Below are 23,457 nucleotides of genomic sequence, written 5' to 3'. Positions count from 1 at the left end.
CTCGGAACGTTCATGCGACGCCCGTCCACCGGCCCGGACCACGATCCCGACACCCTGTTCGGGCTCGACGCCCTCGGCCCCGAGCCCGAGGCCCGCACCCCGGCCGGGCGGTCCTTCCGCGACTCCGACGCCGCGCGCCGGCTGCTGCCCGTGCGGGAGATCCACGCCGAACCGGCGGCAGCGGCGTCCCCGCGCGGCCGGCAGATCATCGCCCGGTTCCCCGGGGCGCGGGTGATCGAGGTCGAGTCACACTGGGGCATCCCCGGGCTGCACGGCAACGAGGGCAACGTCGCGCGGTGGGTGCGCGTCAAGGGGGAGACGCTCGTCCTCGGCGAGCGCAAGTCACCGCGCACCCGTCCCAACGGGCGGTCGGCGGACTGGATCGCGCCGGGGGCCTCCAACGGCTGCGCCATGGCCTGCGCCTACTGCTACGTGCCGCGCCGCAAGGGGTACGCCAACCCGGTCACCGTCTTCACCAACATCGACCGGATCATCGCTCACATCGGCCGGCACATCGCCCGGCAGGGCCCCAAGACCGAGCCCAACCAGTGCGACCCGCAGGCCTGGGTGTACGACGTCGGCGAGAACGGCGACTGCTCGGTGGACGCGCTGATCTGCGACAACACCGCGGATCTCGTGCACGCCTTCCGTCGGTGGCCGACCGCGAAGGCGTCCTTCGCGACCAAGTTCGTCAATCCCGACCTGCTGGCCCTCGACCCGCGCGGCCGCACCCGCGTCCGCTTCTCCGTCATGCCCCCGGAGGACTCCCGGCTGCTGGACCTGCGGACCTCGCCGGTCGCCGACCGGATCGCCGCCGCCGCCGACTTCCTGGAGGCGGGGTACGAGGTGCACTTCAACCTCTCCCCCGTCGTCGTGCGTCCGGGCTGGGAGGAGGCGTGGGCGGAGCTCCTCGACCATCTCGACGACGTCCTGCCCGACCGGGTGAAGCGGCAGGCCGCCGCCGAGGTGATCATGCTGACGCACAACCGGGAACTGCACGAGGTCAACCTGGGCTGGCACCCGCGGGCCGAGGAGGTCCTGTGGCGGCCGGACCTCCAGGAGAGCAAACGCTCGGAGAACGGCGCGCTGAACGTCCGCTACGCGGGCGGCGACAAGGCGCGGGCGGTGGAGCGACTCCGTGCGCTGGTCGCCGCACGGGCCCCCTGGCTGCGCATCCGGTACGCGTTCTGAATCCGGGCGCCGCCGCCCTCACATGAGGGCCGCCGTGCTCCGAGGCCCGTCGCCTCCGCCGGCGGCCCCTGCTCTCCGCCCCTGTCTTCCGTTCAGGCCGCCTGGACCAGTTCGGCGCGGCCGAACAGCAGGGCATAGCCCGAAGGGAGCCGGCCGAGGATCCGGCTGAGCAGGTCCTCTCCGGCGAGCTGGGCCACGACCCGCAGGACGGTGCCGGCGTCCCACCGGGTGGTGGCGGGCGTGCCGCCGGTGCGGGACGCCAGGTCCTTGACGAAGCCCCAGCCGGTGAGGTTCTCCGTGGCGGGGATCTCGGCGGTGAAGAGGCGCGCGGCCTGCTGCGGGAGCCGGGCCGCGAGTTCCACGCGTTCGTCGCCGGTGATCTGACGGCCGAGGGCGGCCAGTACGGCGCGCAGCGACTCCTCGGCCCGGGCGCGGGTCGGGTACGCGCCTTCGTACCGCACTCTCTCCAGCATCTGCTCGAACGTCATGCCGACGGCGGACGGGCGTTCCTGCAGCGAAAACATCGGTGACGCGGGTGCCTTTCTCGTCTGCGGTGCGCGCGTCGGCGGCCGGGGCTCGCCCGTCGGCCGCCGACGTCGCTCACGGTCGGGGATGGGGTGGTGCGGTGCCGCCGGCGGGAGCGCTCAGCCGCTGATCTCCTTCTGCGCGGAGCCGCCGCCGACGGCGACCTTGCGGGGCTTGGCGCGCTCGGCGATCGGGATGCGCAGGGTGAGCACACCCGCCTCGTAGTCGGCCTTGATGCGCTCGGTGTCCAGGGTGTCGGCCAGCACCACCTGGCGGGAGAACACGCCGAGGGGCCGCTCGGACAGCTCCATCTGCACGTCGTCCGCCTTGGCGACGGGCCGCCGCTCGGCCTTGACGGTGAGCATGTTCCGTTCGACGTCGACGTCGATCGCGTCCGGCGAGACGCCCGGCAGGTCCAGGGCGATGACGTACTCCTCGCCCTCGCGGTAGGCGTCCATCGGCATCGGCGACGGCCGCGACCAGGTGCCGGGCGTGTGCAGGAGCTGCTGGGTGAGTCGGTCGAGCTCACGGAACGGGTCGGTGCGCATAAGCATCGGAGACACCTCCAGGGTTCGGATCAGGCACGTAGCTGCCAATGCGGTTCACCTGCCATCGTTGAACATGTCATCGAAGTGATGACAAGCCGAATGTCGTCGGCACGATGACATGAGCCGACACACCCGCCAGACGCGCTGGAGGCACCCATGACCACCGACGACGAGCCCGTCGCCCGCGCCCGTGACGTCACTCCGGCGTCCTTCCTGGCCGCCGCGGCGCTCCGCACGATCCACGAGGCCCTGCACACCGCCCGGACCACGCCGGACGACGGGCGGCCGGACGGGGAACGCCCGCACGGGGACCGGCCGGGCCAGGGCGGGGCCGGCTCGGAGCAGGCGCTCGCCGCGCTCCTGATGCTGCGGGAGGTGCGCGACCAGTTGGCCGCGTGGGAGCCGGGGCTGATCGAGGAGGCCCGGGACGCGGGGGCCAGCTGGGCGGATCTCGCCCGGCCGCTGGGCGTCTCCAGCCGGCAGGCCGCCGAACGCCGCTATCTGCGGGTGCGCCCGGGGAACCCCGGGTCCACGAGCGAACAGCGGGTCCAGGCCACGCGTGACCGTCGCGCCGCCGACCGCACCGTCACGGCGTGGGCCCGCGCCAACGCGGCCGACCTGCGCCGGCTCGCCGGGCAGATCACCGCGCTCGCCGACCTGCCCGCCGCAGCGCGGACCCCGCTGGGTGAGCTGAGCACGGCCCTCGCGGCCGACGACGCCGCCGCTCTCGTCGGCCCGTTGCAGGGCACGCGCGCGTATCTGGCGGCCGGCCACCCCGACCTCGCGGCCCGCGTCGACGACGTCGCCCGGCACACCGAGGCGCTCCGCCGCCACAGCGGCGACCAGCGCCGGGGCCCCCGGCCGCAGGCCTCCTCCTGACCGTCCGGCCGCCCGGGCCCGGGTCCTGTCGCCCGCGGACAGCCCGCATACGGCCACGCATCGCGGACACTGGACAGCAGGAGACAGCCGAGGGGAGGCCGACCGTGCTGACCACCGTCCGTGACCAGTTGGGACAGGCCCTGTTCCAGCGTGTCGCCGGACCCGACGGGCCCGCGAACCGCGCCCGCATCCACGACACCCCGGGCCCGCGGTGGTTCGGACCGGACCGGCCGGTCCGCATCGTCCACGGCGACGCCTCGATGTTCATCGGCGGCCTGAGCGCCCTGCTGCTTCAGTCCCTGCACCCGCTCGCCATGGCGGCGGTCGCCGGTCACTCCGGCTTCCGGGGCGACCCGTGGGGGCGGTTGCAGCGCACCAGCACCTTCCTGGCCGTGACGACGTACGGCACCGCCGAGGACGCCCAGCGCGCGGTCGACCATGTCCGCGGCATCCACGAGCGGATCCGCGGGACGACCGCCGAGGGCGTGCCCTACCACGCCGCCGACCCCCGGCTGCTGGGCTGGGTGCACGCCGCCGAGACGGACAGCTTCCTGCGCGCCCACGAACGCTTCGGAGCCGCTCCCCTGGACGCCGACGGCTACGACGCCTACGTCGCCGACACCGCGCGGGTCGCCGAGGCGCTGGGAGTGCCCGACCCGCCGCGCGACCGCGACGAGCTGGCCGAGCGCCTGAGCGCCTACCGGCCTGAATTGCGCGCCACCCCCGAGGCCCGCTCCACGGCACGGTTCCTGCTGCTGCGGCCGCCGGTGCCGCTGGCCGTACGGCCCCTCTACGGCGGCCTCGCCGCGAACGCCGTCGCCCTGCTGCCGCCCTGGGCCCGGGGCATGCTGTGGCTGCCTCGCGTGCCGCTCGTCGAAGGCCTGGCCGTGCGCCCGGCCGGGCAGGTCCTGACCCGCGCCATCCGCTGGGTCATGACCCCGCCCGGCCGGGCCCGTCCCTCGTGAACCGGACGGCGCACCGCCACCGGAGCCGGGCCGCGTGCACGGGGATGCGCGGCCCGTCGGCGGTCAGTACGGTGGCGTCCCGGTGTTCGGCCTCCCGGTGTTCGATCCGGTCGTTCGGGTCCGGGTGTTCGGCTCCGGGCAGGGCGGGAACTCCTGAGTCGGCGGCACGAGGTCATCGGACGGTGGAGGCGGCATGGCCGACAAGAAGGCGGCGACTTTGCCGCGCAAGGGTTACGAGAAGGAACTGCTGCGGCTCCAGACGGAGTTGGTGAAGCTGCAGGAGTGGGTGCGGGTGTCGGGCACCCGGATGGTGATCGTGTTCGAGGGACGGGACGCGGCCGGCAAGGGCGGCACCATCAAGCGGGTGTCGGAACACCTCAACCCTCGTGTGGCGCGCATCGCGGCGCTGCCGAAGCCGACCGAACGCGAGCGCACCCAGTGGTACTTCCAGCGGTACGTCGAGCATCTGCCCGCCGCCGGTGAGATCGTGCTCTTCGACCGGTCCTGGTACAACCGGGCCGGCGTCGAGCACGTGATGGGCTTCTGCACGAAGGAGGAGCACCAGCTCTTCCTGCGCCAGTGCCCGATCTTCGAACGCATGCTGGTCGAGGACGGGGTGCTGCTGCGCAAGTACTGGTTCTCGGTGAGCGACACCGAGCAGCAGGACCGCTTCCGGCGCAGGCTGGAGGACCCGCTGCGGCGCTGGAAGCTCTCGCCGATGGACCTGGAGTCGATCACCCACTGGGAGGCGTACTCCCGGGCCAAGGACGAGATGATGGTGCACACCGACATCTCCGAGGCGCCCTGGTACGTCGTGGAGAGCGACGACAAGCGGCGGGCGCGGCTGAACATGATCGCCCATCTGCTGTCGTCCGTGCCGTACCGCGAGGTGCCGCCGCCGGTGCTGGAACTGCCGGAGCGCCCGGCGTCGACCGGCTACGAGCGGCCGCCCAGGAACCTGCGGACGTACGTCCCCGACCACGCCGCGAGCCTCTGACGCACGGTACGCTTCGGCCGCCGCGCAGTGCCGTCGGCGGCCGCGTGCGCCGGTCCCCGGACGGGGGCAGAATCGGGGCATGAGGCGTCGACTCGCCGACGTGAGCGGGCCCGCCCGGCTGGCCGCGCCGGGCGAGGGTCTCGGTAGGGACGAGCTGGCGCTGGCCGCGCGCAACCACGGCCTGCCGCTGGAGGCCCTGCGCTACGACGTGACACCGCCCGGCCTGCACTACGTGCTCACGCACTACGACATCCCCGCCGGCCTCCCCGCCTCGCCGGACGACGACGCCTGGCGGCTGACGGTGGGCGGCCGGGTGCGCCGCGCCCTCAGCCTCTCCCCCGGCCGGCTGCGCGCCCGTCCCGCCGTCGTCGTCCGCACGACGATGGAGTGCGCGGGCAACGGCCGGGCCCTGCTGTCGCCCCGCCCCGTGAGCCAGCCGTGGCTGGTGGAGGCCGTGGGCACCGCGGACTGGACGGGGGTGCCGCTGCGGCTCCTCCTCGACGAGGCCGGCGTCGCGTCCGACGCGGTCGACGTCGTCTTCACGGGCGCGGACCACGGGGTGGAGCGCGGCGTCGAGCAGGACTACCGGCGCGCTCTTCCGCTCGACGTGGCCATGGGCGACGATCCGGAGGTCCTGGTGGCGTACGCGATGAACGGCGCGCCGCTGCCGCCGCAGCACGGGAGCCCGCTGCGGCTGGTGGTGCCCGGCTGGTACGGCATGGCTCAGGTGAAGTGGCTCCGGGACGTCGAGGTGAGCGACTCCCCCTTCGCCGGCTTCCAGCAGTCCGTCGCCTACCGGATCAGGCGGACGCCCGCCGAGCCGGGCGAGCCCGTCACCCTGATCGCTCCCCGGGCGCTGCTGATCCCGCCGGGCTGCCCCGACTTCATGTCCCGCACCCGCGTGGTGCGCGCGGGACCGGTCCCGCTGGCGGGCCGTGCATGGTCGGGACGGGCGCCGGTGACGTCCGTCGAGGTGAGCGCGGACGGCGGGCGGACGTGGGACGCGGCCGCGCTCGAACCGGACCACGGCCGGCGCTGGGCCTGGCGCCGGTGGACCTACGCGTGGTCGGCCGCCCCCGGCGCCCATGTGCTGAGCGCCCGTGCCCGCGACGGGGCGGGAAACACGCAACCGCTCGAACAGGCCTGGAACCGGGGCGGGTTCGCCAACAACGCGGTCCAGCGCGTGCCGGTGCTGTGCCTGGATCCCGGCGACGATCCCGGTGACGGCCGGGCCGACGCCCGCTGACGGGTCGTGCCGCGGGCCGTCGACCGACGTGCGGGCGCCGCCCGCCGGACGGACACTGGGACTGGCGGCGAAGGCCCCGGCCTCGGCCGTCGGCAACAGTCCGAGGTGCGCACGGACGCCCGCGCCGCCCACCGAGACCCTCCCGGACATCGCGCGCGCGTGCGTCCGCCACCGCCATCGTCACAGGGGTGTTCGGCATGGGCGGCGACAACGGAGCGGCGCTGGAAGGTCTGCGGGAGAGGCTGCGGGGGCCGGTCCTCGCGCCCGGGGACGCGGGGTACGACGAGGCCCGCACCGTCTACAACGCGATGATCGACCGGCGTCCGGCCGCCGTGGCCCGGTGCGTGGACGCCGGGGACGTGCGGGAGACGCTGGCCTTCGCGCAGGAGACGGGCACGGACCTCGCGGTGCGCGGCGGCGGGCACAGCGGACCGGGCCTGTGCGTGATCGAGGACGGGCTGACGCTGGACCTGTCGCCGATGCGCTGGGTGCGCGTCGACCCGGAGGCCAGGACCGCGCAGGTGGGCGGCGGCACCCGGCTGGGCGACCTCGACCACGCGGCGCACGCCTTCGGTCTCGGCGTGCCGGCGGGCATCATGTCGACCACCGGGGTGGGCGGGCTGACGCTGGGCGGCGGCCACGGGCATCTGACGCGCAGGCACGGGCTGACCATCGACAGCCTGCTGTCGGCCGACGTCGTCCTGGCCGACGGCTCGTTCGTCACCGCCTCCGAGAAGGAGCACCCCGACCTGTTCTGGGCGCTGCGGGGCGGCGGCGGCAACTTCGGCGTGGTCACGGCGTTCACGTTCCAGCTGCACCCCGTGGACACGGTGGGCGTGGCGGTGACGCTGTGGCCGGTCGACCGCACCGCGGAGGTGCTCCGCTGGTACCGGGAGTTCCTGCCCGCCGCGCCCGACGAGGTGAGCGGCTTCTTCGCCGTGCTGGCGGTGCCCCCCGGGCCGCCGTTCCCGGAACCGATCCACGGGCACAAGATGTGCGCCGTCGTGTGGTGCTGCACCGGCGACCTGGCGGACGGGCGGCTGGAGGAGACGCTCGCCGTGGTGAACGACCCCGCGCCCCCGGCCTTCCACTTCACCGCGCCGATGCCGTACCCGGCGCTTCAGAGCATGTTCGACGAGCTGATCCCCGCGGGGTTGCAGTGGTACTGGCGCGGGGACTTCTTCGACTCGATCTCCGACGGGGCGATCGAGGTGCACGGACGGTACGGCGAGGGCCTGCCCACCGACCTGTCGACGATGCACCTGTACCCGGTGGACGGGGCCGCGCACCGGGTCGGGCGCGACGACACGGCCTGGGCCTACCGGGACGCCGTGTGGTCCTGCGTGATCGGGGGGATCGACCCCGACCCGGCCAACGCCGGCCTGGTCCGGCAGTGGTGCGTCGACTACTGGGCCGACCTGCACGGGCATTCCATGGGCGGCTCCTACGTCAACTTCCTGGGCGCGCAGGAGAGCCCGGAGCGCGTGCGGACCACCTACCGTGGGCACTACGGCCGGCTGGCCGAGGTCAAACGCGCCTACGACCCGGACAACTTCTTCCGCGCGAACCAGAACATCCCGCCCGCCGCGTCCGGGGGCGAGGGGGCGAACGGGGCCTGGTGACGGGCGGCGCGTCCGCGCGGTCGATAATCGGCTGAGCCACAGGCCCGAGCCGAAGGAGAACCGTGCGACAGCGGACGCAGCAGGGAACAGGGCCGGAGGCCGCGGCATGAGCACCCCACGGATCTCCCGGCGGGCCCGGGCCGTCGCCCCGTTCTACGCCATGGAGTTCGGCAAGCAGGCCGCCGCTCTGCGGGCGCGGGGCCACGACGTCGTCAGACTCAGCCTCGGCGAGCCCGACTTCGGCGCGCCGCCGGCCGTGCTGAGCGCGATGCGCGAGGCCATGGACGGACGGCCCATGGCCTACACCGAGGCTCTCGGGCTGCCCGCGCTGCGCCGGGCGATCTCCGGGTTCTACGGGGGCCGGCACGGGGTCGAGGTCGATCCGGCCCGGATCGTCGTGACGGCGGGGGCGTCGGCCGCGCTGGTGCTGACCGCCGCCGCGCTGGTCGATCCCGGCGACGAGGTGCTCATCGGCGATCCGTCGTACCCCTGCAACCGGCAGATCATGGAGAGCTTCGGCGCCCGCGTCACCCTGGTGCCCGCGACCGCCGCGAGCCGGTTCCAGCTGGACGCCGCCTCGGTGCGGGCGAGTTGGACGCAGCACACGCGCGGCGTCATGGTCGCCACCCCGTCCAACCCCACCGGCACCTCGGTTCCGGCCGGGGAACTCGCCGCGATCTGCGACATCGCCCGGGAGCGCGACGCCTGGCGCCTCGTCGACGAGATCTACCTGGACCTCGCCGACCACGACGCGGCGGGCCGGCCGCCGCGCAGCGCCCTGTCGACGGACCCGGACGCCGTCGTCGTCAACAGCTTCTCGAAGTACTTCGGCATGACGGGCTGGCGGCTGGGCTGGTGCGTCGTCCCCGAGGCGCTCGTGCCCGTGATGGAGCGGCTGGCGCAGAACTACTTCCTCTGCGCGTCCGCGCCCGCCCAGCATGCCGCTCTGGCCTGTTTCACCGAGGAGTCCCTGGCGGTGTGCGAGGACCGCCGCGCCGAGTTCGCGCAGCGCAGGGCGCTCGTCCTGGACGGCCTGACGCGGATCGGCCTGCCGGTGCCCGTCCCGCCCGACGGCGCCTTCTACGTCTACTTCGACGTCGCCGGCACCGGGCTCACCTCGTGGGAGTTCTGCGAGCGAGCCCTCCAGGAGGCGCACGTCGCCCTGACTCCGGGCCGGGATTTCGGCGTGCACTCGGCGCAGACACACGTCCGCCTGTCGTACGCGGCGTCGGCGGACGACCTGCGCGAAGGGCTCGCCCGACTGGGGAAGTTCGTGGCCGGACTCCGGTAGCGCACCCGGCGCCCGACTCCCGTCCCCCCGCGCGAGGCTTCAGGGGCGCTCGGGCACCGCGGCGTCCAGGAGAGGGCCAAGTTCCGCGGCCACCGTCGTCAGGGCGCGGACGTCGCGCTCGGCGCGGGCGATCAGGATCGCCCCCTCCAGGGCGCTGATCATGAGCGTGGCGAGCGCGCCGGACCGTTCCTCGGGCACCCCCAGGCCGGTCAGCGCACGGGCCACCGGCGCGGTCCAGGCGGCGAACGCGGCGGCCGTCGCCTCCCGGGTGGAGTCGGTGGACCGCGCGCAGTCCACCGTGGCGGCGGCCACCGGGCAGCCGCCCGCGAAGCCGGCCGACTCGTACTCGTCGGTCCACTGCCGCACCATCTGCGCGAACAGCGCGGCCGGCGTGGGCTCCGGCAGTGCGGCGAGGAAGCGGGCCACGCGGTTGCCCGCGTACCGGCCCGCCCACCCGACCGCTTCGTTGACCAGCTGTTCCTTGCCGCCGGGGAAGTAGTGCTGGAGTGATCCGCGCGGCGCGCCGGCGTGGGCGGCGACCTCGCGCATGCCGGTGGCGCCCACCCCCTCGCGCCGGATCAGCTGGGCGGCGCTGAACACCATCCGCTCACGCGGTCCCCGCTCGGACACCGCCATCGCCGACCTCCCCCGACCCTCGCGTCATCGCTTCGTACCCGGCTCACTCTATGACTGCGGTCATAGAGGGCACTACTATGACCGCTGTCATAGTCGGTGCCCGCCGACGTCCGTGACGGCCCGCGGGGCCGGGCACGGCCGGACGGCGCGCGGGCCGGACAGTCCCCCGAACCGGTCGGCCGTTCCAGCCAGGGAGCCGGGGAAACGGGGCTGGGCCGGGAAGGGCGGTGCGTCGTGCACGTCGGATTCATCGGGCTCGGGGTCATGGGCGCGCCCATGGCGGCCAACCTCGTCCGCGCCGGGACGCCGCTCGTCGTGGCGAACCGCACGCCCGGCCGGTGCGATCCGCTGCGCGCGCTGGGCGCCGAGGTCGCGGCGAGTCCCGCCGAGGTCTTCGACCGGGCCGGCACCGTCATCCTGATGCTGGCGGACGAGACGGCGGTCGACGACGTCCTCGGACGCGGCACCCCCGCCTTCGCCTCCCGCGTCGCCGGACACACCGTCGTCCACATGGGCACCACGTCCGCCGAGTACTCGGCCGGCCTGCGGACCGACATCGGGGCGGCGGGCGGCCGCTACGTCGAGGCCCCGGTCTCCGGATCCCGCGTGCCCGCCGAACGCGGTGAACTGGTCGGGATGCTCGCGGGCGACGACGACGCCGTGGCGGCCGTCCGGCCCCTGCTCGCCCCCCTGTGCCGGGAGACGTTCGACTGCGGCCCGGTCCCGGGCGCGCTGCTGATGAAGTTCTCGGTGAACCTGTTCCTGATCACCCAGGTCACCGGCCTGGCCGAGGCGTTCCACTTCGCCGAGCGGCACGGGCTCGACCGGCGGCTGCTGAGCGACGTGCTGGACGCGGGCCCGATGGCCAGCGCCGTGTCCCGGATCAAGGGCCCCAAGCTGGTGGAACGCGACTTCAGCGTGCAGGCCGCCGCCGCGGACGTCCTGAAGAACAACCGGCTGATCGCGGAGGCCGCCCGCGAGGCCGGCGTCGCGTCCCCGCTCCTCGACGTCTGCCACGCCCTGTACGGCGAGACGGTCACCCAGGGACACGGGGCCGAGGACATGGCCGCCGTCCTGCACGCCCTGGAGTCCCGCACCGAGGCCGCCCACCCGTCCGGCGCGGTCACGGCGCCCTCCGCTTCCGCGGGGCCGACGGCCGGGGCGGCGGGTCCGTGAGCGGGCGGGAGGGGCCGGACCGCAGACCGTGAGCGAGACCGGCCGCCGGCGCCGCCGGACGTTCCCGCCAGAGCCGCGGCCGGGGCCGTCGCCGGGGCGGCCCCGGGACCGCCGTCAGAACCAGTGCAGGCAGTGCGGGGAGCGGTCGGAGCGGAACAGGGCGTCGGCGAGGACGGCCGCGCCCGGGCGGTGGGCCCGGATCCGTCCGGCGCGCACGAGGGTGCCGGGGTCGGTGCCGCCGAGGTAGACCGAGCCCAGGTCGCTCACGTCGAGCGACAGGTCGGGGTCGCGGTCGGTGGGGACGCACTCGGCCTTGCCGTCGCGGACGGTCAGCAGGTGGCGGCCGCGCTCGTCCAGGAACGGGTCGTCGACGTCGAGGACCAGCTCGCCGTCCGCGAACCAGCCGCGCGCGGTCAGCGCGCGCGGGACGTCCAGCAGCCGCACCCAGAGCCAGTCGGTGTCGCCGCTCACCCGGCCCGCGCGGAAGTCCGCGAACTGCCAGCGCAGCGGATGACCGGGGGGAAAGTGCTTGAGCACCACCTCGGTGACCAGGTCGTGCCCGAGGACGAACCGGACCAGCTCGGTGAACACGGCGTCGTCGACGGCGACGGTCTCGTCGACGGTGAGGGTCTCGGAGTCGTCGAGCGCGTAGGAGGCGTATCCGTCGGGGACGCCGTCGGCGTCGCGGTGGACGGCGACGTGGCGCGCCGCCGGGGAGACCGGCGGCTGCCCCGCGCCCACGGCCCACCAGCGGTGCGGCCGGGACAGCGCGCCGGGCTGGGCGCGGCGGTACCGGTCGTAGACGTCTTCCAGGACGTCGACGCACGCGGACCGCCGCATCAGCTCCACGGCGCCGCCGTCCGCCGGCGGTACGGCGAGGGCGCCCTGCCGGCGCGGCACCGTCAGCCGCTGGGTGTAGGTCGCCGGGCCGTAGCCGAACCTGCGGTAGATCAGGGCCTCGGAGGCCAGCAGCACGGATAGGAACTCCCCGCGGGCCCGAAGCTCGGCGAGCTGATGGCGCATCATGGCGCTGAGCACGCCGCGGCGACGGTGCGTGGGCAGGACGCCCACGCCGCTCACCCCGGCGCAGGGGGCGAGAGTCTCGCCGGGCAGGGTGAGTTCGAAGGAGTACGCGCAGGCGGTGCCCACGGGGCGGCCGTCCCCGGTGAGGGCGAGCAGCGCGCGGTCCATCTCGATCGCCGACCACCAGAGCCCGCCGTCACCGGTCGGGGTCTGCGGAAACCGCCCGAACGCGGCATGGAGCGTATCGACGAAGACGTCGAGGTCCTGGTCGGTCGTGGAACGTATCTCCATGGCTGGCGGCGCCTCCCCGGAACACACGGACGCCACGGCTCGTGCGCCCCGCACAGTGCAGCGTCGCGCCACCACCCGGTCAAGCGGATTACGGCCGAGCCGTCGCCGCCCGTGCCCGGTCGCACAGGAGGGAGGCAGCGGGTCCGTGCCGGGTCCGCCGGGCCGTGGATCACGGGGTCGGCGGTTTTCGCCAGATCACGATCTCGGTCGCCGGGAGACGCTCCGCGAACCGGCCGTCGGGCGCCGCTCGCGACAGCAGCGCGCGCAGGTCCCGTTCGAAGTCCGCCTGCCGGTCCCCGAACAGGTGCGGCGCCGAGGCGGAGCGGGAGAACGTCCAGGCGACCAGGTCGTCCACCGTGCGCTCGACCGTCGCGCCCGCCGGCACGACGAGCCGCCCGGCGTGCTCGAAGCCGGCCCCGGCGAAGACGCGCGACTCCCCGCCGGGCGTCCCGCCGGCGAGGGTTCCCCGCCCCGCCCGTCGCACCGGGCCCAGGTAGCGGCGCACCAGCGCGGCCATGTTCTCGAAGGGCGGCGCGGGGGGCGTCGGCGGCGCGGGTTCGGCGGGCGGGTCCTGCGCCTCGCTGATGTGGACGAGCGCGCCGCCCGGCTCCAGCATCCCCCGCACGAGCGCCGCGACGCGCTCACGGTCCGTCCAGTGGAAGGACTGGGCGAACACCACCGCCCTGAACTTTCCCAGTCCCGCCGGGAGTTCCTCGGCGCGCGCGGCGACCAGCCGGACGTTTCCCACACCGCGACGCGCCGCCCGTCGTGCCGCGTCGGCGAGCATGTCCTCGTCGGGGTCGACGCCGACCGCCTCGTCGAAGAAGCGCGCCATGGGCAGCAGGACGACGCCCGGGCCGCAGCCCACGTCGAGGAGCCGGCCCCGGCCGTCCGCGCCGAGCGCGCCGGCCAGCGCCTCGGCGAAGCCCGGAGCGTACGGAAGGCGGCCGCGCACGTAGTGGGCGGCGCTGCCGGCGAACAAGGTCCTGTCCCACTGCCATCCCTCGGGCATGCCGGTTCCCCTTCGACGAGCTGAACGGGTTGGTTCCCGAGTCTGGCACCGTCGACCGACCGGGCGGTATACATGCCCGGTCGAACCGTCGCGGCCGCCGTACCGGCGGCGTCGCGGGCGGGCCACGGGCTGCGAGGGGGAGAGACTCGATGCAACGCGAAACAGGCACGGGAAGACCGGCGGTGCGTCGCCGACGCGGCGTCACCTTGGCTGCGGCGCTCGGCGGTTGCGCCCTCGTGGCCGCCTCGGCGACGCCCGTCGCCGCGCACGGGCCGGGTGGCGGGGCGCGCTACACGGCGCTCGGGGACTCCTACACCTCCGGCCCCTTCATCCCCCGCCAGGTGGACGCCGGTTGCGCCCGGTCCGACCACAACTACCCGTCTCTGGTGGCCGCCCGGCTGCACGCCACCACGTTCGAGGACGTGAGCTGCGGCGGGGCGACCACCGAGAACATGTGGAAGCCGCAGGGCGCCAACGGGCCCCAGCTGGACGCGGTGAACCGCCGCAGCGACCTTGTCACGGTGCAGATCGGCGGGAACGACATCGGCTTCGGCTCCATCATCGCCACCTGCGCGCAGGTGGCCGCGCAGGACCCTGCCGGGGATCCGTGCCGTCGCCACTACAGCGTCTCGGGCGTCGACCAGCTCACCGTGACGATCGCGAAGACCGCGCCGAAGATCGCGCGGGTCCTGCGGGCCGTGCACGAGCGCGCCCCCCGGGCCCGGGTCGTCCTGGTCGGCTACCCGGACCTGCTGCCGGACGACGGCAGCGGCTGCGCGCCGTCGGTGCCGTTCGCGGCGCGCGACTTCCCCTACCTGCGCGACACCGGCAAGCGCCTCAACCTGATGCTCCGTCTGGTGGCCCTGTGGAACCGCGCGGAGTACGTCGACACCTACGGCCCGACCGTCGGCCACGACATGTGCACGCCTGCCGCGGTCCGGTGGATCGAGCCGCTCCAGCCCGCCTCCCCCGCCGCCCCCGCCCACCCCAACGCCAAGGGGGAGGCGGCGATGGCGGACGCGGTGTGGCAGCGCCTGGCCCACGGGCGGCGCGGCCACTGACCGGCGGTCCACGACTGCCCCTGCACGGAAGCGGGTCGCGGTCGGCGGGCGGGGGAGCGCGGCCGGCTCACAACTCGGAGTCGATGCCGGTGATCACCGCCGGTCCGAGCGGCGCGTCGCTCCCGTCGAGGCCCGCCGCCCGCAGGGCGGAGTCCGCGAGCCTGCGGGCGTCCTCCTCCGCGTGGGGAACGCTGTCGGCCTCGACGGCGAGCCGGATGGTGAACGTGTCGTCCTCGTTCACGGTGAGGGGGTCGAGGTCCTCCGCGTCGCCCATGCGTGTGTGATGCGGGTCGGCGGGGCGCAGGGCCCGGTTCAGCCGGGTGCGCGCCTCGTCCTCGATCCCCGCGGTGAAGGTGCCGGGCACGGTGATCACGTAGGTCGTCATGTCGTTCCCTTCGTCGGTCTGCTCCCTCCCGCCTACCCCGCAGCACGCCCGGCTCGCCTCCCGGCGCGGGACGGAGGCTCTGAGGCTCCTCAAGTCGCTTGGCAGGGACCGCCCCGGAGGCGAGCATGATCGGCATGACAGGACTCACGGGATTGGGCAAGAAGCAGGACGTCGTGCTGGTCGTCCGGGACGCGGACGTGGTCGCGGCGGCGCTGCGCGAGGCCCTGGCCGGGGCCTCCCCCGAGGAGCGCCCGGGACTGGAGCGCGCCGTCGCCCTGGTGGAAGCCACCGCGGCGGCCACCGAGGCGCGGCTGCGCGCCGACTGGGTGCGCTCCCGGCTGGCCGCCGTCGGCTTCACGGGGGACGTGGCCTCGATCGCGGCCGTGAAGGCCCTGCGCCGGGCGGAGAAGAGGCTGAGCCTGCTGGCGGCGGTGGAACTCCAGAAGGACGCCGTGGCGCATCCGGCGTGACGGCGGCCGGGTGCGCGCCACGCTGCCCCGTGGACGCGCCCGGCAGACGTGCTCCGTGACCGCGCTCCGTGGCCGCGCTCAGCGGACGACGTCGGACAGGTGGGGCACCACCCGGGTCAGCCGCAGCACGCCCCACAGGATGAGGAGCACGCCGAGCGCCTCGGGCAGCAGCCACCAGCCCGAGCGGATCTCCTCCTCGAACAGGACGACGCCCAGCAGGAGGCTGACCGTGGCGTCGCCGATGGTCAGCGCCGGCTGCGAGGCGGTGAGGGGGCCGGCCTGGAGAGCGTTCTCCAGCAACAGGAGGGCCGCCACGCCGGTGAGGGCGAACCCGTAGGTCTGCCAGGCGGTGAGGAAGGCGGGCAGCCCGTCGTCCGCCAGGCGTCCGGTGGACGACTTCATGAGGGCGGCCGTCAGCGCGTTGCCGATCGCCGCCGCCGAGCCGAGCGCGGCGGCCCGCAGCAGCGGCGAGCCGGAGGACCGGGCGAGGGCGACCGCCGCGGCCATCGCGCCCAGCGTGAGCGCCAGGACCGGAATCCACCGCTCCATGGCCGCCTGCTGCCGTGTGCCGTGCGGGGCGGCCGAGGCCAGCAGCAGAGCCAGCCCGGCCACCGCCGCCGCGACCGCCCGCCAGGCCTCGGGCGACAGCCGCCGGTGCATCAGGGGCGCGGCCACCAGCAGGGCGAACGGCAGCTCCAGGATGAACACGGGCTGCACGAGGGCCATGGGCCCGTTGACGAGGGCGAGCGCCTGGAACACCGCGGCGCCGATGACGCCGGCGATGCCGAGCGACCAGGCGGGGCGCCGCACGAGGGCGCGCAGCAGCCGCAGGCCGCCGCCCTCGGCAACGGTGGAGGCGGCCTTGCGCTGGAACGCCGTGCCCACCGCGTTGCTGGCGGCCCCGAGGACGGCGAAGAACAGCGCGAGCACGGTCATGTCTCCACCTTGCCCGGGAAACCGGCGGCCGGACAGCCGCCCCCGGGCGCGTCGGACGCGTCCGGGGCGTCGTCTCCGCCGGTGGACCCGTTCCCGCGCGGCGTCACACGGGCGTCCCGGGGTAGACGGAGGGCCGGTGGACGCTATCTCGGAGGGATCAAGGAATGGACCGATCAGCGCTGCGGGCAGTCGGATGGGCCCGCTCCCTGCCCCTGGAGTGCACGGTCAAGACGGCCCGCGACTGGGCCCGGCATCACCTCGACACCCTGGGCTGGGCGACCTCCGCTCCGGACACCGTCGACGCCGTGCTGCTGACCGTGTCCGAACTGGTGACCAACGCCCACCGGCACGCGCACAGCGACGCGCAGCTCGTGATGACCTGGGACAGCCGCTGTCTGCACATCGCGGTCCACGACGCGTCGGCCGAGCTGCCCGCTCCCCGCGACCCCAGCACCGACCGCGCCGGGGGACGGGGCATGTTCCTCGTCGACGCGCTGGCCGACAGCTGGGAGGCGCACCCGTGCCCACACGGCAAGACCGTCACGGCCTGCTTCAGCCCGCAGCCCACGGACGCCTGACCCGGACACCTGGCACAGCAGTCCGCCCGCCGTCGTCATGACGGCGGGCGGATTCGTGTGCGTCGCCCGGCGGGCCGGCCGGGCCGGCCGGTGCCGGAAGCGGTCAGCGGCGGGTGCGCAGCCGTGCCAGCAGGCCCCGTGCCTGGGCCCGGCGCTGCGGGTCGGCCGCGGTACGGCGCACCTGCTCGATCGTGCGCCGCCCCTGAGGGCTCCTGCTGAATTCCTTGATGCGCTGGATGACGCTCATGGTGTCCTCCCCTGGTCGGTGCGCGCGGTCCGGGTACGCGGCTCTGCGCGGCCGGTCCGCGCCGTGTGTGTGCGGCGCCGTCTGCGGGCGTCCGCTTCCGGGGCGTGTTGCACGTCGCCCGGCGGACGGGACTTCCGGAACACGCCCTCGGGCTGCGGCTACCCCGAGAAGCGCCGATCAGGCAGCCCGGGCCGGGCGCCGCCGCACTCCGGCCGGCGCGACGGGCGCGGGCGCGGGGCGGGCCGCCGCGCCCGCGGTGCGCGCGGGCAGCACCCGGTAGGTCGTCTTGGCGGGATCCGTGACCGGCTCGCCGAGCGTGATCCGCCCGGCCGCGTACAGCTCGTCGCATTCAGCGGCCGACAGCGCCACGTAGCAGCCGCCGCGCCCGCCCTCGGCGTCCAGCGGCCGCCAGTAGCCGTACACCCGGCGTCCGTTGGCGTGCTCGGTGACGAACACGGGCGTACGCGGGTCGGAGACGATGCGCAGCACGTCGGTCCCGGCGCGGCGCGGCGTGGCGGCGGGACGCGGGGCGGCCGTGCGCCGGGCCGGACGCGGCGCCTCGCGCGGGCGGGGCACACCGGCCACGACCGCGACGACGGGTCCCGGGGCGACGGGGGCCGGCCATTCCTCACGCATCGGGCGGCGCGCGGCGGAGCGTACGTCGAGGATGTGCGGCTGGTCGGCGGTGAGCGGCATCGTCGGTGACCTTTCCTGGACGGGGACATGAGACCGCCTACCCGGCTGAGCCGGAGTTGATCTCACCTGGGGGCATCCTTCATCAAGGCACTGACAACGAGCCCGCCTTCAAGATCCACTCGTGCCCCGGTGCGGGCCCCGTACACCACGAAAGGGTTCACGGCTGCCGATATGGGCACTCGGCGCACCTCGTCCGCAGCGATCGCAGGAGGCACGGTGGCTGTTGCGCACCGACCGCACCGACCGCGCCGGCCGGCCAGGAGCCGACCGGCCGGAGCGTCCCCGAAGGGCACGGCGCTCCCGCTCGCCCGGGGAGGCGGCGATGGCTGACGCGGTGGTGATCGGCGCCGGACCGAACGGACTGGTCGCGGCCAACCTCCTGGTGGACGCCGGCTGGAGCGTGGAGGTCCTGGAGGAGCAGCCCGAGCCCGGGGGCGCGGTGCGGCACGACCGGTCCGTGGACCCGGAGTTCGTGAACGATCTCTTCAGCTCGTTCTATCCGCTGGCCGTGTCCTCCCCCGTTCTGTCCGCCCTGCGCCTGCACGAGCACGGCCTGCGCTGGAGCCATGCGCCCAGCGTCCTGGCCCACCCCCTCACCGACGGGCGCTGCGCGCTCCTGGACCGCAGGATCGCCGTCACGGCCGACTCGCTGGACGCCTTCCGGCCCGGTGACGGGGACGCCTGGCGCCGGCTGCACGAGGTCTGGGAGCAGCTGCGGCCGGACATCCTCGACGCGCTGTTCACGCCGTTCCCGCCGGTGCGGGCGACGGCCCGGCTGGCGGCCCGGCTCCGTGCGGCCGGCGGACTGCGCATGGCCCGCACGCTCATCCTGCCGGTGCGCCGGATGGGCGAGGAGGAGTTCGGGGGCGAGGGCGGTCGTCTGCTGCTCGCAGGCAACGCGCTGCACGCCGACCTCGCCCCCGAGGCGGCGGGCAGCGGCGGTTTCGGCTGGCTGATGTCGATGCTCGGGCAGAGCTACGGCTTTCCCGCTCCGGTCGGCGGCTCCGGCGCGCTGACGGCGGCCCTGGTCCGGCGGCTGCGCTCGCGCGGCGGCGTCCTGCGCTGCGGGCAGCGGGTGGACCGGATCGTCGTCCGCGACGGGCGCGCGGTCGGGGTGCGCACCGCGGACGGCGAGCCGCTCGCCGCGCGGCGCGCCGTGCTGGCCGACGTGTCGGTCCCGGCGCTGTACGGCTCGCTCCTGGAGCCGGAGCACCTGCCGGCCCAGGTGGCGGCCGACCTGGAGCGGTTCCAGTGGGACTTCGCGACCTTCAAGGTCGACTGGGCGCTGGACGGGCCCGTGCCCTGGCAGGCCGAGGCGGCCCGCCGGGCCGGGACCGTGCACCTGGCGGACGGGCTCGACGAGCTGACCCGCTTCGCCGCCCAGATCGCCATGCACCAGGTCCCCGACCGCCCCTTCGCGCTGTTCGGCCAGATGACCACGACGGACCCGGTGCGCTCCCCCGCCGGCACCGAGTCCGCCTGGGCCTACACGCACGTGCCGCAGGAGGTCGCGGGCGACGCCGGGGACGACGGGCTGACGGGCGTCTGGGACGCGAAGGAGCAGGAGCTGATGGCCGACCGGGTCGAACGGCAGGTGGAACGGTTCGCCCCCGGCTTCCGGTCCCTGATCCGGGCCCGGCGCGTCCTGGCTCCGCCCACGTTGCAGTCCCTCGACGCCAATCTGCACGGCGGCGCGATCAACGGCGGCACGACCGCGCTCCACCAGCAGCTCTTCTTCCGGCCGCTGGCCGGCAGCGGCCGCCCCGAGACCGCCGTGCGCGGCCTGTTCCTGGCCTCCGCGGGCGCCCACCCGGGCGGCGGGGTCCATGGCGCGCCGGGCGCGAACGCGGCTCGCGCGGCGTTGCGCCGCCGTGTCCCGCCGGGCCGCAGCCATGTGCAGCGGATCCTGGCCCGCCGTGACCGCACGGGGGCGAAGAAGCCCTCCAGCGGCTGACCGGTTCCACCGTCGTCGAGGAACGGAGCAGGCCGTGCACGAGAGCCCCCTTCAGGAGCGCACCGTCGTGATCACGGGAGCCGCGCGCGGCCTGGGCGCGGCGCAGGCGCGGGAACTGGCCCGGCGCGGCGCCCGGCTGGCGCTGATCGGGCACGAGGGGGCGGCGTTGCGGAAGCTGGCCGCGTCCCTGCCGGGCCCCGCGCTGGCCGTGGAGGCCGACGTCACCGACGCGGAGGCCCTCGGCCGGGCCGCGGCGGCCGTGCGGGCGCGGCTGGGGCCGCCGTCCGTGGTCGTCGCCAACGCGGGCGTCGCCGAGGGCGGGCCGTTCGCCGACGCGGACATGGTCTCGTGGCGGCGCGTCATCGACGTCAACGTGGTGGGCAGCGCGCTGACGGCGCGCACGTTCCTGCCGGACCTGATGGACACGGCCGGCTATTACCTGCAGATCGCCTCCCTGGCCTCGATGGGCGCCGCTCCCCTGATGAGCGCCTACTGCGCCTCGAAGGCGGCGGTGGAGTCGTTCGCGCACTCACTGCGGGCCGAGGTGGCCCAGCACGGCGTGGCCGTCGGGGTCGCCTACCTGAACTGGGCCGACACGGACATGATCCGGGACGCCGACCGTCATGCGGTGCTGCGTGAGCTGCGCGCGCACATGCCGCCGCCCGCCCGGCGCGTGTATCCGCCGGAGTTCGTCGCACGGCGGCTCGCCGTGGCCGTCGAACGCCGGCGCACCGCCGTCTACGTCCCCGCCTGGCTGCGCCTGGTGCAGGGGACGCGCGCCGCGCTGCCGCCGCTGGTCCTGCGCGTGGCCCGGCACGAACTGCCGCGGCTGGAGGCCGCCGAGCCGTTCCGCCCCACCGGGCTCCTCGGCGCGGGCGGCCGCGCCGACGGCGGAACGGCCCGCTCGCACGAGGGGCCCGGCGGACGGTGAGAGCGCGCGCCGGTCGGGTTCAGGGGCAGATTCGGGCCGGTGCGCGGAACTCATCCGGCGCATGGGGGCGGGAGCACGGGCATGATCCGGGCCTTGTGCGGAACCCGGCAGGCCGGTGGTGGGCCCGCGGGGGTTCACGGGACGGAGTGGGCCGGTGTCGGTCGATCTGACGGGCTTTTTGGGCGTGGTGCTGCTGGCCTACCTGGTTCCCGGGCCCGACTTCCTGGTGATCGTCAGGGCGGCGGCGCGGCGTGCCGCTCTGGGCCGGGCGGCCGCGCTGGGCGCCCAGACCGGGCTGTGCGTGCACATGTGCGCGGCGTCCCTGGGGCTGTCGGCGCTCGCCGCGGGGTCCGCGTTCGCCTTCACCGCCGTCAGGCTGGCGGGGGCGGCCTATCTCACCTATCTGGGTGTGCGGGTGCTGCTCGGGGACCGGCGTACGGCCCGCGAGGGGGCGGCCGGCGCGGCTCCGCAGGCCCGCGCCCGGCACGGCGCGGCGACCGGCTCGGGGCACCTCCGGCAGGACGGGGCGGCGATCGGTTCGGGCACAGGCACGTCGGCGGACGTCCCGGGCAGCCGGCGCGACAGCTTCGTCCAGGGGTTCCTGACGAACGTCCTCAACCCCAAGGCGGCACTGTTCTTCCTCAGCGTCCTGCCCCAGTTCACCCGCCACGGCGGCGCGCCCGCCCGGGAGGTCCTCCTGCTCGGCGGACTCGACATCGCCGTCGGCGTCGTCTACTGGCTGCTGCTGGTGCGGGTCGCCACGCGGCTGCGGGCACTGCCGGCGCGGCCCGCCTGGCGGCGTCGCTGGGAACGCACGACGGGCTGGCTGTTCATCGCCCTGGGTGTGGGCGTCGCCACCGCGCAGTGAGCGGCACGGACGTCGCGACGTGGGCCCGGTGGATACCGGCGCGCTCCCGGGAGGAACCGGCCGGGTCCTCAGGAGAAGAACGACCGCTGCGCGGGCAGACTGCCCTGGGCGAAGGAGGAGGGGGCGCTCATCACGCGGTCGAGGTCGCGCTTGATGCGCTCGGCCTCGCCGCGGACGTCGGCGGGCACGTCGCCGCGTTCGGTGACGAGTCGGTGGTAGATGGGAGTGTCGTCGAAGGCGGAAATCACCGGAGAGGCTCTGCTTTCGTGGACGGTCGGGCGGGCCGACGCGGCAGGACGGACAGGGGACACGGCCGACGATCCGACGGGGCGAACCGGCGTTGACGGGACGCCGCCTGACGGCTCGGCAAGCCGGCCACGGGCGACGACATCATCGTATTGTCCCCGACGGGGCGGCGAGCGCCGACACCGAGGCCCCGCGAACGGCGCGGCGCGGCCGGACCCGCCCCCCGTCACCACGGCAAAGGGCCCTCGGCCGCGCAGGCTTCACCGGCCAGACCCGTCAACCCCGGGTCGGAGACCAGAAGTTGGGCGACGACCGAGGCGGTGGCACGATGCCAGTCGCCGGCCCGGCGCAGCATCGCGTGGTCGCCGCCCCGGACGAGGACGAGACCGGCACGCGCGCCTGCCTCCCGGGCGCGGCGCACATAGCGGGCGGACTCCCCGGGGTCGGTGACCCGGTCGCGGTCGCCGTGCAGGACGACCACGCTCGTCCCGGCGAGATGGCCGGCCGGCTCGCCGGGCGGACACCACGGAGCCAGAGCCAGCACCGCGTGCACCGAGGGATCGGCCGCCGCCCGCAGCGCCGCCCGGCCGCCCATCGAGTGACCCACCAGGACCACCGGCAGCCCGCCCGCGCACGCACGCAGTTCGCCGAGGGCGCGCACGGTGTCGGCCACGGGGTCGGCCGTGTCGTTCCAGCCCCGGAAGCGGTAGCGGACCTCGCCGACCAGCACATCGCGCCGGTCCGTAGCGGTCAGCGCCGCCCGCACGACGGGACGCATCCGCAGAGGCGCCGGGTGCCAGGGCCGGGAGCGATCACGGCCGTGTTCGCGTCCGCCGTGCAGGACCAGGACCGCGGCTCCCGGCGGTGTGGCCGGCCGGCGCCGCACCACCAGTGCGGTCCCGGCCGCGGTCAGGGCCTCCCGTTCCTCCACTGCTGCTCCCCCGCTTCGCGCGCTGTGCCGCCGGACCGGACCGGGCCGGCCCCGTCGCGGACGGCCGGTCCGCCGGTCCCGGTCGAGGGGTCGAGGATGTCAGAGACCGGCCGTCGGGCACGACCGGGCCCCGGCGGGCCGGGGAGGGGAAGGTGGTCGCGGGCGAAGGGTCGCGGGCGTGGGCTCACGCGTCCTGGGAGGCGGACGGCCTGGCGGCCCGGCGGCCGCGGTCGCCCCGGTCGCCGTCGGCGTCCCGGTCGAGCAGTCCGGCGCCGGGGCCGCCCGCCGCACCGTGCCGGGCCCGGTGCCGGGTCCTGAGCACCGCGGCCCGCATCGCCGGGCGGATCTCCTCGGGCAGACGTCCGCTCGCCACCCAGCGCATGACGTGCCGGGCGACGTCGCGCAGCTTGATGTTGGTGTGCTGGGAGACCTGCCGGAGCACCTCCCAGCTGTTCTCGGGGCTCAGCCGGCACACCGCCGCCACCACGCCCAGCGCCTGGTCGATGTCGGCGCGCGAGGCCAGGGCCTGGCGCAGCTGGTCCACCTCTTGTTCGAGGGCGGCGACCTTCTGTACGAGTTCGTCGTGGTCCGGCATACGAGGTCGCTTCTCCTCCTCACGCCCCTGGAGCGCCGATGCACGGGGACGCGCACGACGCAGTTCTGCTCCACTCTGCGCGGCCCGGCGCCTGGCCGCGATCCCGGAAACGAAAGAAACCGGGGGTGGCCGTCCGCACAACGAAACAAGATCCGGC

General features: G+C 75.1%; 26 protein-coding genes. 14 read left to right on the top strand and 12 right to left on the bottom strand.

The genetic code is table 11. From position 1 onward, the window contains the following. Window positions 1-12 precede the first annotated feature (12 nt). Window positions 13-1,191, top strand: a complete 1,179-nt coding sequence (locus ACGFSH_RS31485; protein WP_393354462.1) for a spore photoproduct lyase family protein — start codon at window positions 13-15, stop codon at window positions 1,189-1,191. A 92-nt stretch (window positions 1,192-1,283) separates the two neighbouring features. Here the strand turns inward: ACGFSH_RS31485 and ACGFSH_RS31480 are convergent, their stop codons facing one another. Continuing rightward, window positions 1,284-1,715: a DUF2267 domain-containing protein gene (locus tag ACGFSH_RS31480; RefSeq protein WP_393354460.1), complete on the bottom strand. Its 432-nt coding sequence runs from the start codon at window positions 1,713-1,715 to the stop codon at window positions 1,284-1,286. 120 nt (window positions 1,716-1,835) lie between these two features. Continuing rightward, window positions 1,836-2,270 carry an Hsp20/alpha crystallin family protein gene (locus ACGFSH_RS31475; protein ID WP_393354458.1) on the bottom strand — a complete coding sequence of 145 codons (435 nt, stop codon included), beginning with the start codon at window positions 2,268-2,270 and terminating at the stop codon, window positions 1,836-1,838. A 150-nt stretch (window positions 2,271-2,420) separates the two neighbouring features. Between ACGFSH_RS31475 and ACGFSH_RS31470 the strand changes: the two genes are divergently transcribed. From ACGFSH_RS31470 to ACGFSH_RS31445, 6 genes are all read left to right on the top strand, one after another. After that, a complete protein-coding gene (locus ACGFSH_RS31470; protein ID WP_393354456.1) occupies window positions 2,421-3,143 on the top strand; it encodes a type III effector protein in 723 nt (240 codons plus the stop codon). A gap of 104 nt (window positions 3,144-3,247) precedes the next feature. Then, complete coding sequence (locus tag ACGFSH_RS31465; protein ID WP_393354455.1) at window positions 3,248-4,108, top strand: oxygenase MpaB family protein; 861 nt, start codon at window positions 3,248-3,250, stop codon at window positions 4,106-4,108. A gap of 193 nt (window positions 4,109-4,301) precedes the next feature. Next, the gene (gene ppk2, locus ACGFSH_RS31460) at window positions 4,302-5,105 is read left to right on the top strand and encodes a polyphosphate kinase 2 (protein WP_393354453.1); all 804 of its coding nucleotides are present in this window, start codon (window positions 4,302-4,304) and stop codon (window positions 5,103-5,105) included. A 79-nt stretch (window positions 5,106-5,184) separates the two neighbouring features. After that, window positions 5,185-6,351 carry a sulfite oxidase gene (locus ACGFSH_RS31455; protein ID WP_393354451.1) on the top strand — a complete coding sequence of 389 codons (1,167 nt, stop codon included), beginning with the start codon at window positions 5,185-5,187 and terminating at the stop codon, window positions 6,349-6,351. 197 nt (window positions 6,352-6,548) lie between these two features. Continuing rightward, the gene (locus ACGFSH_RS31450; protein ID WP_393354449.1) at window positions 6,549-7,973 is read left to right on the top strand and encodes an FAD-binding oxidoreductase; all 1,425 of its coding nucleotides are present in this window, start codon (window positions 6,549-6,551) and stop codon (window positions 7,971-7,973) included. Window positions 7,974-8,079: 106 nt separating this feature from the next. After that, on the top strand, window positions 8,080-9,264 hold the full coding sequence (locus ACGFSH_RS31445; protein ID WP_393354447.1) for a pyridoxal phosphate-dependent aminotransferase: 1,185 nt from the start codon (window positions 8,080-8,082) through the stop codon (window positions 9,262-9,264). A gap of 39 nt (window positions 9,265-9,303) precedes the next feature. On the opposite strand, the gene ACGFSH_RS31440 is transcribed toward ACGFSH_RS31445, so the two are convergent. After that, a complete protein-coding gene (locus ACGFSH_RS31440; protein ID WP_393354445.1) occupies window positions 9,304-9,900 on the bottom strand; it encodes a TetR/AcrR family transcriptional regulator in 597 nt (198 codons plus the stop codon). 234 nt (window positions 9,901-10,134) lie between these two features. Between ACGFSH_RS31440 and ACGFSH_RS31435 the strand changes: the two genes are divergently transcribed. Further along, entirely contained in the window at window positions 10,135-11,076 is a 942-nt protein-coding gene (locus ACGFSH_RS31435) for an NAD(P)-dependent oxidoreductase (RefSeq protein ID WP_393354443.1), read from the top strand. A 114-nt stretch (window positions 11,077-11,190) separates the two neighbouring features. Here ACGFSH_RS31435 and ACGFSH_RS31430 read toward each other — a convergent pair whose 3' ends face one another. Beyond that, window positions 11,191-12,390, bottom strand: coding sequence for a GNAT family N-acetyltransferase (locus tag ACGFSH_RS31430; protein ID WP_393354441.1), 1,200 nt, complete (start codon window positions 12,388-12,390; stop codon window positions 11,191-11,193). Window positions 12,391-12,559: 169 nt separating this feature from the next. Further along, window positions 12,560-13,402 carry a class I SAM-dependent methyltransferase gene (locus tag ACGFSH_RS31425; protein WP_393354439.1) on the bottom strand — a complete coding sequence of 281 codons (843 nt, stop codon included), beginning with the start codon at window positions 13,400-13,402 and terminating at the stop codon, window positions 12,560-12,562. A gap of 149 nt (window positions 13,403-13,551) precedes the next feature. On the opposite strand from ACGFSH_RS31425, the gene ACGFSH_RS31420 reads away from it, so the two are divergent. After that, window positions 13,552-14,463, top strand: a complete 912-nt coding sequence (locus tag ACGFSH_RS31420; protein WP_393354437.1) for an SGNH/GDSL hydrolase family protein — start codon at window positions 13,552-13,554, stop codon at window positions 14,461-14,463. A gap of 67 nt (window positions 14,464-14,530) precedes the next feature. Here ACGFSH_RS31420 and ACGFSH_RS31415 read toward each other — a convergent pair whose 3' ends face one another. Then, the gene (locus ACGFSH_RS31415; protein ID WP_393354435.1) at window positions 14,531-14,848 is read right to left on the bottom strand and encodes a hypothetical protein; all 318 of its coding nucleotides are present in this window, start codon (window positions 14,846-14,848) and stop codon (window positions 14,531-14,533) included. Between the two features lie 134 nt (window positions 14,849-14,982). Between ACGFSH_RS31415 and ACGFSH_RS31410 the strand changes: the two genes are divergently transcribed. Further along, window positions 14,983-15,318, top strand: a complete 336-nt coding sequence (locus tag ACGFSH_RS31410) for a hypothetical protein (protein ID WP_393354433.1) — start codon at window positions 14,983-14,985, stop codon at window positions 15,316-15,318. 78 nt (window positions 15,319-15,396) lie between these two features. On the opposite strand, the gene ACGFSH_RS31405 is transcribed toward ACGFSH_RS31410, so the two are convergent. Further along, window positions 15,397-16,254, bottom strand: coding sequence for a DMT family transporter (locus tag ACGFSH_RS31405; RefSeq protein ID WP_393354431.1), 858 nt, complete (start codon window positions 16,252-16,254; stop codon window positions 15,397-15,399). A gap of 164 nt (window positions 16,255-16,418) precedes the next feature. Here ACGFSH_RS31405 and ACGFSH_RS31400 point away from each other — a divergent pair, with 164 nt between their 5' ends. Continuing rightward, complete coding sequence (locus tag ACGFSH_RS31400) at window positions 16,419-16,832, top strand: ATP-binding protein (protein WP_393354429.1); 414 nt, start codon at window positions 16,419-16,421, stop codon at window positions 16,830-16,832. A gap of 103 nt (window positions 16,833-16,935) precedes the next feature. Here ACGFSH_RS31400 and ACGFSH_RS31395 read toward each other — a convergent pair whose 3' ends face one another. Next, window positions 16,936-17,079, bottom strand: coding sequence for a hypothetical protein (locus ACGFSH_RS31395; protein WP_393354428.1), 144 nt, complete (start codon window positions 17,077-17,079; stop codon window positions 16,936-16,938). A 177-nt stretch (window positions 17,080-17,256) separates the two neighbouring features. After that, window positions 17,257-17,775: a hypothetical protein gene (locus ACGFSH_RS31390; RefSeq protein ID WP_393354426.1), complete on the bottom strand. Its 519-nt coding sequence runs from the start codon at window positions 17,773-17,775 to the stop codon at window positions 17,257-17,259. A 322-nt stretch (window positions 17,776-18,097) separates the two neighbouring features. On the opposite strand from ACGFSH_RS31390, the gene ACGFSH_RS31385 reads away from it, so the two are divergent. The 3 genes from ACGFSH_RS31385 to ACGFSH_RS31375 all read left to right on the top strand — a co-directional run bounded on the left by ACGFSH_RS31385 (window position 18,098) and on the right by ACGFSH_RS31375 (window position 21,528). Further along, window positions 18,098-19,729 (top strand): phytoene desaturase family protein, encoded by a 1,632-nt coding sequence (locus ACGFSH_RS31385; protein WP_393354424.1) that lies wholly within the window; start codon window positions 18,098-18,100, stop codon window positions 19,727-19,729. 34 nt (window positions 19,730-19,763) lie between these two features. Next, window positions 19,764-20,660 carry an SDR family oxidoreductase gene (locus ACGFSH_RS31380; RefSeq protein WP_393354422.1) on the top strand — a complete coding sequence of 299 codons (897 nt, stop codon included), beginning with the start codon at window positions 19,764-19,766 and terminating at the stop codon, window positions 20,658-20,660. A gap of 154 nt (window positions 20,661-20,814) precedes the next feature. Continuing rightward, complete coding sequence (locus tag ACGFSH_RS31375) at window positions 20,815-21,528, top strand: LysE family translocator (protein ID WP_393354420.1); 714 nt, start codon at window positions 20,815-20,817, stop codon at window positions 21,526-21,528. A 68-nt stretch (window positions 21,529-21,596) separates the two neighbouring features. On the opposite strand, the gene ACGFSH_RS31370 is transcribed toward ACGFSH_RS31375, so the two are convergent. The 3 genes from ACGFSH_RS31370 to ACGFSH_RS31360 all read right to left on the bottom strand — a co-directional run bounded on the left by ACGFSH_RS31370 (window position 21,597) and on the right by ACGFSH_RS31360 (window position 23,300). Beyond that, a complete protein-coding gene (locus tag ACGFSH_RS31370; protein WP_329406382.1) occupies window positions 21,597-21,776 on the bottom strand; it encodes a hypothetical protein in 180 nt (59 codons plus the stop codon). 224 nt (window positions 21,777-22,000) lie between these two features. After that, window positions 22,001-22,705: an alpha/beta hydrolase gene (locus tag ACGFSH_RS31365; protein ID WP_393354418.1), complete on the bottom strand. Its 705-nt coding sequence runs from the start codon at window positions 22,703-22,705 to the stop codon at window positions 22,001-22,003. A gap of 184 nt (window positions 22,706-22,889) precedes the next feature. Continuing rightward, the gene (locus ACGFSH_RS31360; protein WP_393354416.1) at window positions 22,890-23,300 is read right to left on the bottom strand and encodes an ANTAR domain-containing protein; all 411 of its coding nucleotides are present in this window, start codon (window positions 23,298-23,300) and stop codon (window positions 22,890-22,892) included. Window positions 23,301-23,457: the final 157 nt, after the last annotated feature.

It is taken from the genome of Streptomyces sp. NPDC048481 (assembly GCF_043200075.1).
Lineage (GTDB): Bacteria > Actinomycetota > Actinomycetes > Streptomycetales > Streptomycetaceae > Streptomyces.
The sequence above is the reverse complement of the archived record's forward strand: the minus strand, read 5'-3'. Positions and strand labels throughout refer to the sequence as shown.

Bases quoted from the DNA above. Each gene is read 5' to 3' on its own strand.
- ACGFSH_RS31400 (WP_393354429.1), top strand. From the start codon at position 16,419: ATGGACCGATCAGCGCTGCGGGCAGTCGGATGGGCCCGCTCCCTGCCC.
- ACGFSH_RS31415 (WP_393354435.1), bottom strand. From the start codon at position 14,848: ATGACGACCTACGTGATCACCGTGCCCGGCACCTTCACCGCGGGGATC.
- ACGFSH_RS31420 (WP_393354437.1), top strand. From the start codon at position 13,552: ATGCAACGCGAAACAGGCACGGGAAGACCGGCGGTGCGTCGCCGACGC.
- ACGFSH_RS31485 (WP_393354462.1), top strand. From the start codon at position 13: ATGCGACGCCCGTCCACCGGCCCGGACCACGATCCCGACACCCTGTTC.
- ACGFSH_RS31480 (WP_393354460.1), bottom strand. From the start codon at position 1,715: ATGTTTTCGCTGCAGGAACGCCCGTCCGCCGTCGGCATGACGTTCGAG.
- ACGFSH_RS31385 (WP_393354424.1), top strand. From the start codon at position 18,098: ATGGCTGACGCGGTGGTGATCGGCGCCGGACCGAACGGACTGGTCGCG.
- ACGFSH_RS31445 (WP_393354447.1), top strand. From the start codon at position 8,080: ATGAGCACCCCACGGATCTCCCGGCGGGCCCGGGCCGTCGCCCCGTTC.
- ACGFSH_RS31430 (WP_393354441.1), bottom strand. From the start codon at position 12,390: ATGGAGATACGTTCCACGACCGACCAGGACCTCGACGTCTTCGTCGAT.
- ACGFSH_RS31425 (WP_393354439.1), bottom strand. From the start codon at position 13,402: ATGCCCGAGGGATGGCAGTGGGACAGGACCTTGTTCGCCGGCAGCGCC.
- ACGFSH_RS31470 (WP_393354456.1), top strand. From the start codon at position 2,421: ATGACCACCGACGACGAGCCCGTCGCCCGCGCCCGTGACGTCACTCCG.
- ACGFSH_RS31440 (WP_393354445.1), bottom strand. From the start codon at position 9,900: ATGGCGGTGTCCGAGCGGGGACCGCGTGAGCGGATGGTGTTCAGCGCC.
- ACGFSH_RS31390 (WP_393354426.1), bottom strand. From the start codon at position 17,775: ATGCCGCTCACCGCCGACCAGCCGCACATCCTCGACGTACGCTCCGCC.
- ACGFSH_RS31475 (WP_393354458.1), bottom strand. From the start codon at position 2,270: ATGCTTATGCGCACCGACCCGTTCCGTGAGCTCGACCGACTCACCCAG.
- ACGFSH_RS31450 (WP_393354449.1), top strand. From the start codon at position 6,549: ATGGGCGGCGACAACGGAGCGGCGCTGGAAGGTCTGCGGGAGAGGCTG.
- ACGFSH_RS31410 (WP_393354433.1), top strand. From the start codon at position 14,983: ATGACAGGACTCACGGGATTGGGCAAGAAGCAGGACGTCGTGCTGGTC.
- ACGFSH_RS31455 (WP_393354451.1), top strand. From the start codon at position 5,185: ATGAGGCGTCGACTCGCCGACGTGAGCGGGCCCGCCCGGCTGGCCGCG.
- ACGFSH_RS31360 (WP_393354416.1), bottom strand. From the start codon at position 23,300: ATGCCGGACCACGACGAACTCGTACAGAAGGTCGCCGCCCTCGAACAA.
- ppk2 (WP_393354453.1), top strand. From the start codon at position 4,302: ATGGCCGACAAGAAGGCGGCGACTTTGCCGCGCAAGGGTTACGAGAAG.
- ACGFSH_RS31405 (WP_393354431.1), bottom strand. From the start codon at position 16,254: ATGACCGTGCTCGCGCTGTTCTTCGCCGTCCTCGGGGCCGCCAGCAAC.
- ACGFSH_RS31395 (WP_393354428.1), bottom strand. From the start codon at position 17,079: ATGAGCGTCATCCAGCGCATCAAGGAATTCAGCAGGAGCCCTCAGGGG.